Origin of the sequence: Brevundimonas sp. (assembly GCF_031082345.1) — a bacterium.
Taxonomy (GTDB): Bacteria; Pseudomonadota; Alphaproteobacteria; order Caulobacterales; family Caulobacteraceae; genus Brevundimonas.
Genome location: NZ_JAVHLH010000179.1, coordinates 1 through 6012 on the forward strand (window position 1 = coordinate 1; position 6012 = coordinate 6012).

Consider the following 6012-nt stretch of genomic DNA (forward strand, 5'->3'; position numbering starts at 1 on the left):
GTCGTCGGTGAGGGCGAAGTCCATGGGTCTCTTCCCGAAGCGTGTCGCGGCTCGAGCCGCTGGCGTGACTGGTTCGGGCGGCTTCTAGCCGAGGCCGCGGCTTCGCGTCGAGGCGGCAGCCTGCATCCAAACGAACTCCGTCGGGCCTCATACACCGAATCGAGGGAGCAATCGGATGATGCGAATCGGCATGTGGGCCATGGCGGCCCTGCTGGCGGGGCCGGCGGCGGCGCAGACGGTGGAGGGGCGCATCCTGCCGGAGCGACCCTATGTCGAGCAGACGCGCTACGGACAGGCGCTGAATTTCGACATCGCCCTGGCCAACCGGAGCGACCGTCAAGCCTCCCTGACCGAGCTGGAAGTGACGTTCGTCGGGGCGGACGGGCGCGACATCCTGACCCGGCGCCTCGACGGCAATGGCACGGCGCCGTCGATCCAGACCGTTCCGAACAGGATCGTGGAGGCGGGCGCGGAGGCGTTGCTGTTCAACCCGTTCGAACACGCCCCGGCCGGCCGGGCGGTCGGGGCCGTCCGGATCACGGCCACCCTGTCAGCGGACGGATTGCCGGATCAGGTGATCACGGCCTCGACAACGGTGCGCGCCGCGCCGCCCTCCCCTGGTCTTTCACCAGTGACCGGACGGGTGCTGGTCTGGGACGGGCACGACGCCCTCTCCCACCATCGCCGCTGGGACTATCTGCTGCCGCCGATCCGGGCGCTCGGCTTTTCGAGCAACGCCATGCGCTACAGCTACGACTTCGTCACGGTTGACGACGCGGGCCGTATGCACAGCGGTGACGGCGAGGTGAACACGGACTGGTTCGGCTTCGGCCAGCCGGTGCGGACGCCGGCAGCGGGCGTCGTCGTCCAGGTGCGGGACGACCGGCCAGACGACCGGCGCTTCGATCCGTCCGAGCTGGTAGAGGACATCAACCTGGTGTTCGGGAACGTCGTGGTGATCGCGCACGAGGACGGATCCTTCAGCATGCTGGGCCATGTCAAACAGGACAGCGCCACGGTGCGTCCCGGGGATCGGGTGGAGGCCGGACAGACGGTGGCGGCGATCGGCGCGTCGGGCAGTTCGCTCTTCCCACACCTGCACTATCAACGGGTCGACGCCGCCGACATGCGTGGCGAGGGCATACCCTCGACCTTCCGCGAGGTGTGGCTGGACGACGGCTCCGCGCCGGTGAACGGGCATGTCGACAGCGGCGAGATCTTCCTGGCCCGATGAGCCGCCGGCCATGCGGCTTTGCGGTCGGAGGCGATTGTCCTAAACCGCCCGCATGACCCAGCCGTTCGCGCCCGCCGCCTTTCCCTACGCCCGCCCCCGCCGGTTGCGCAGCCAGCCCTGGGTGCGGCGGCTGACAGCCGAGACGACGCTGACGCCCGCGGATCTGGTGTGGCCGCTGATCGTGCATGACGGGGAAGACGACCGCCTGCCTGTGGCGTCGATGCCCGGCGTGTTCCGGCTGAGCCCGAAGGCGGCGGCGGCGGCGGCGGTCGAGGCCCGGGATCTGGGCATTCCGGCGGTGGCGCTGTTTCCCAATGTCGACGGGGCGATCAAGGACTGCGTCGGCACCGGCGCGACCGACCCGGACGGCCTGATCCCCGAGTGCATCAAGGCCATCAAGGACGCGGCCCCGGAGATCGGGGTCATCACCGATGTGGCGCTGGATTGCTATACTGACCATGGCCACGACGGGGTGCTGGAGGACGGGCGCATCGTCAACGACACGACGCTGGAGCGGCTGGCCGAACAGGCCTTCATCCACGCCCATGCGGGCGCCGACGTGGTGGCGCCGTCGGACATGATGGACGGGCGGGTCCAGGCCATCCGCGAGGCGCTGGAGGCCAACGGCCTGCAGGATGTGATGATCCTGGCCTATGCGGCCAAATACGCCTCGGCCTTCTACGGGCCGTATCGCGACGCCGTCGGCTCGGCCAAAGCCCTGACCGGCGACAAGAAGACCTATCAGATGGACTACGCCAACTCCGACGAGGCGCTGCGCGAGGTGGCCATGGACATCGCCGAGGGCGCCGACGCGGTGATGGTCAAGCCGGGGATGCTTTATCTCGATATTGTTCAGCGAGTTAGCGAGACCTTCAAGGTGCCGACCTTCGCCTATCAGGTGTCGGGCGAATACGCGATGATGCGGGCGGCCATGGCCAATGGCTGGCTGGAGGAGGATCGGGCGATTCTGGAAAGCCTGCACGCCTTCAAGCGCGCCGGGGCGGTGGGGGTGTTGACGTATTTCGCGCCGCAGGCGGCAAGGCTGCTGGGAGCCTAGCCCCTCTTTCGTCATTCCGGGCGGGGAGCCGCAACGCGGCCCGCAGACCCGGAACCCAGCGGCGCGCGAGAGCGCGAAGCTGTCGAGAGCTCATCCGGCGCCGGTGCTTCGCCGCAGTCGCGGCGCCGCTGGGTTCCGGTTCTTCGCTGCGCTTCGCCCGGAATGCCGAAAGTTAGAGGGCGAGGCGCGCGCTCCAGCCGTCGAACGCCACCTCGACGTTCGGCGGAACAGCCGCCGACAGGGCGTTGTAGTCGAGGTCGAGATGCAGGTTGGTGAGCACCGCCTTTTTCGCCCCGGCCCGGGCGATCCAGTCCAGCGTCTTCTCGACGTGGGCGTGGGTCGGATGCGGCGTCCAGCGCAGGGCGTCGACGATCCACAGGTCGCAGCCGCGCACCGCTTCGATCGCCGCCTCGTCGAGATCGGACACGTCGCTGGAGTAGGCCACGCCGCCAATGCGGTAGCCGACCGAGCGGATCGGGCCGTGGGCCTGGTCGAAGGTGACGACGGGGACCGGGCCGCCGGAGCCGTCGACGCTCCAGGCCTGGCCGTGCGGGGGAATTGGGCGGGCGTCGAGGATGGCGGGATAGCCCTCGACGCTCTCAAAGATGTAGCGGAAGCGGCCGTACAGGGCCTGATGGGTGGCGGCGTCCATATGGGCCGGCAGCCGGCGGCGGGCGCGCAGGGCGAAGACTCGCAGGTCGTCGATGCCGTGGGTCTGGTCGGCGTGGTCGTGGGTGTAGAGGACGGCGTCGATGTGCCGGACCCCGGCGGCCAGCACCTGCTGGCGCAGGTCGGGCGAGGTGTCGATCAGGACGCTGGTCACGCCCTCGGGGCCATGACGGCGGACAAGCAGCGAGCAGCGCAGACGGCGGTTCTTCGGCTCGGCCGGGTCGCAGTCGCCCCAGTCGCCGTCGCCGCGCGGCACGCCGCCGGACGAGCCGCAGCCGAGGATGACGACCTCCAGCTCGCCCGCCGGGCCCATCAGGCGCCCTCCGGCCGGGGAATGCGGTCGAACAGGGCGAAGAAGGCGTCGGTGGTGCGGGCTTCGGCCTCGTCGCGGGACCAGCCGCGGATCTCGGCCAGTTTGTCGAGGACGTGGCCGACGTACGCCGGCTCGTTGCGGCGGCCACGATGGGGCACGGGCGCGAGGTAGGGGCAGTCGGTCTCGACGATGATGCGGTCGGCGGGCAGGACGGCGATGATCTCGCGCACCTCGGTCGCGGCCTTGAAGGTGGCGATGCCGGAGACCGAGAACCACGCGCCCAGTTCCGCCGCCTTTTCCGCCAGTTCCGGCCCGCTGGTGTAGCAGTGCATCAGGAAACGGAACGGCCCCCGCGCCTGCTCTTCCTGAAGGATGTCGGCCATCACGGCGTCGGCCTCGCGGGTGTGGACGACCAACGGCAGGCCGGTGCGGCGGGCCGCCGCGATATGCTGGCGGAAGACGGCGGCCTGCAGGTCACGCGGGCTGAGGTCGTAATGGAAGTCGAGGCCGCATTCGCCGATGCCGACGATCTTCGGGCGGGCGGCCAGTTCGAACAACCGGTCGGCGGTCAGATCGGCATAGTCCTTCGCCTCGTGCGGATGGACGCCGACGGTGGCCCAGATGTCGTCGTGAGCCATGGCCAGGGCGTGGGTGGCCTCGAAGGTGGACAGCTTGTCGGAGATCTCGACCATCAGGCCGACGCCGGCCGCGCGGGCGCGGGCGATGACGGCGTCGCGGTCGTCGTCGAACTGGGGCGCGTGCAGATTGACGTGGCTGTCGATCAGCATCAGGCGCGGGCCTTGGTCCGCTGCAGGTCGGCCAGGGCCCCGGCCAGGACGTCGGCGCGGTCGAGGTTGATGGCGGCGGCGCGGTCGGGGAGCTCGGACAGCCGCTCCCACAGCTCGGCCCAGCGGGCCCCGGACTTGCCTTCGTCGAGCGCGCGCAGTTTCACCGCGGCGATGAGCCGGTCCATCAGGGTCTCGAACCGGTCCTGCCCCTCGGCGCCCCGGAATTTGTCGGCCACGGCCATGACCTCGGCGCGGTCGAGCGTCGGCGCCGCGACCCAGGCCTGGGCCAGCTGGTCGGCTTCCAGGGTCGCGCCGGAGGCGAGAGCCAGGGCCTGGCCGGGCGAGCCGGCCGCCATGCCGGCGATGCGGACGGCCTCGGCCGAGGGGACGCCGGTCTGGTTGCGGACCAGCTCCTCCAGCGCGTGCTGCGGCCAGACCGGGAAGGCGAGACGGCGGCAGCGCGAGCGGATGGTGGCCAGCAGCCGGCCCGGCGCATGGGTGACGAGGAACAGCACGCCCCGCTCCGGCGGTTCCTCAAGAACCTTGAGCAAGGCGTTGGCGGCATTGAGGTTCAGGTCGTCGGCGGCGTCGATGATGGCGACGCGATATCTCGCCTGGGACGGGCTCTTGGAGAAGAATTCCGGCAGGTCGCGGGCCTGGTCGACGGAGATGGATTTCCTGGTCTTGCCGCCCTCGACGGCGCGTTCGAGGATCAGCAGGTCGGGATGGGACTGGGCGGTGATCAACCGCGCGACCGGATCGTCCGGCCGGGTCCCCAGCAAGCCGCGCGACGGATCGGGCGCGGCGCCGAGCAGGCGGCGGGCGGCGCGGTAGGCGAAGGTCGCCTTGCCCGAGCCCTCGACCCCGCACAGCAGCCAGGCGTGGTGCAGCCGGCCCTTGTCGAAGGCGTCGAGAAAGGCGGCCTCGGCGGCGGCGTCGGGGACCAGGTCGAAACGGTCGCGCGGGTGTTCGCTCACGGCAGTCGGGCCTCGACGGCGGCCCGGACCCGGGCCTCGACCGTGTCCAGATCGCCGTCGGCGTCGATGACCACGCAGCGTTCCGGATGGGCGGCGGCGATGTCGAGGAAGCCGCGCCGCAGCCGTTCGTGGAATTCCAGTCCCTTGGACTCGAACCGGGTCTCGAACAGGCCGCGGCCGAAGGCCCGCTCCAGCCCGACCTCGACCGGCAGGTCGAAGACGAGGGTCAGGTCCGGCTGGGTGGCGCCGACGATGGCGGCGTCCAGGGTCTCGATGAATTCGGCCGGGGTTCCGCCCCCGGCGCCCTGATAGGCGCGGCTGGAATCGGCGAAACGGTCGCAGACCACCCAGCGGCCGGCCTCAAGCGCGGGACGGATGGTGCGCTCCAGATGGTCCGAGCGGGCCGCATACATCAGCAGGGTCTCGGTCATCGGCGACCAGCGGCCGGCGTCGCCGTTGAGGGCCAGGTTGCGGATCTCCTCGGCCCCCTGCGAACCGCCGGGCTCACGGGTCTGGACGACCTCCAGATCACGGGCGCGCAGGTGTTCGACCAGCCGGGCGACCTGGGTCGACTTGCCGGTCCCCTCGCCGCCCTCGAATGTGATGAAGCTGCCGTGAGTCACCGGCGCACAATGGCGGCGCCGACCGGCTTGCGGAAGGGTCTAGCCGCCGGAAATCATCATGGCCTCGGGATAACCCCGCGACATCACCGCGCGTCGCGAGCGCTCGGCTGTTCCGGCGTCCGGCCAGGGCCCGATCAGCACCCGGAACTGTCCCGGTCCGGCTTCCTCGACGGTCGCGCCGCCGCCGAGACGGTCAGCGGCCCGGCGGGCCTGGCGGGCGTCGGGCCAGGCGCCGGCCTGGATCCAGATGCCGGCCGGGGCCGGGGCGGCTGAGAGCTGCGGAACCGCCACTGGCCGGGGCTCGGGAAGATGAGGGACCGGTCCGGAGGTCGGCACGGTCGGCTCCGGCGT

7 protein-coding genes are annotated in these 6012 nt (G+C 70.7%); 2 read left to right on the forward strand and 5 right to left on the reverse strand.

Features of this window, described 5'->3' with window-relative positions; translation table 11 throughout:
• The first annotated feature begins 175 nt into the window (after positions 1–175).
• Together RDU12_RS11395 and hemB are read left to right on the forward strand one after the other, a co-directional pair.
• Entirely contained in the window at positions 176–1234 is a 1059-nt protein-coding gene (locus tag RDU12_RS11395; protein ID WP_300289771.1) for a M23 family metallopeptidase, read from the forward strand.
• Positions 1235–1286: 52 nt separating this feature from the next.
• Positions 1287–2291, forward strand: a complete 1005-nt coding sequence (hemB, locus tag RDU12_RS11400) for a porphobilinogen synthase (protein ID WP_300289772.1) — start codon at positions 1287–1289, stop codon at positions 2289–2291.
• A 172-nt stretch (positions 2292–2463) separates the two neighbouring features.
• Here hemB and RDU12_RS11405 read toward each other — a convergent pair whose 3' ends face one another.
• The 5 genes from RDU12_RS11405 to RDU12_RS11425 form a co-directional block, all read right to left on the reverse strand.
• On the reverse strand, positions 2464–3273 hold the full coding sequence (locus tag RDU12_RS11405; RefSeq protein ID WP_300289773.1) for an MBL fold metallo-hydrolase: 810 nt from the start codon (positions 3271–3273) through the stop codon (positions 2464–2466).
• A complete protein-coding gene (locus RDU12_RS11410) occupies positions 3273–4061 on the reverse strand; it encodes a TatD family hydrolase (protein ID WP_300289774.1) in 789 nt (262 codons plus the stop codon). Before RDU12_RS11410 ends, RDU12_RS11405 begins: the two co-directional genes overlap by 1 nt.
• Positions 4061–5038, reverse strand: a complete 978-nt coding sequence (locus tag RDU12_RS11415) for a DNA polymerase III subunit delta' (protein WP_308684680.1) — start codon at positions 5036–5038, stop codon at positions 4061–4063. Before RDU12_RS11415 ends, RDU12_RS11410 begins: the two co-directional genes overlap by 1 nt.
• Positions 5035–5661 carry a dTMP kinase gene (gene tmk, locus RDU12_RS11420; RefSeq protein ID WP_308684682.1) on the reverse strand — a complete coding sequence of 209 codons (627 nt, stop codon included), beginning with the start codon at positions 5659–5661 and terminating at the stop codon, positions 5035–5037. Before tmk ends, RDU12_RS11415 begins: the two co-directional genes overlap by 4 nt.
• A gap of 39 nt (positions 5662–5700) precedes the next feature.
• The coding region (locus tag RDU12_RS11425; RefSeq protein ID WP_308684684.1) for an SPOR domain-containing protein at positions 5701–6012 on the reverse strand (312 nt) is incomplete at its 5' end.

Excerpts from the sequence above, each read along its gene's own strand:
- RDU12_RS11395 (WP_300289771.1), top strand. The coding sequence starts at position 176 with ATGATGCGAATCGGCATGTGGGCCATGGCGGCCCTGCTGGCGGGGCCG.
- RDU12_RS11405 (WP_300289773.1), bottom strand. The coding sequence starts at position 3,273 with ATGGGCCCGGCGGGCGAGCTGGAGGTCGTCATCCTCGGCTGCGGCTCG.
- RDU12_RS11410 (WP_300289774.1), bottom strand. The coding sequence starts at position 4,061 with ATGCTGATCGACAGCCACGTCAATCTGCACGCGCCCCAGTTCGACGAC.
- hemB (WP_300289772.1), top strand. The coding sequence starts at position 1,287 with ATGACCCAGCCGTTCGCGCCCGCCGCCTTTCCCTACGCCCGCCCCCGC.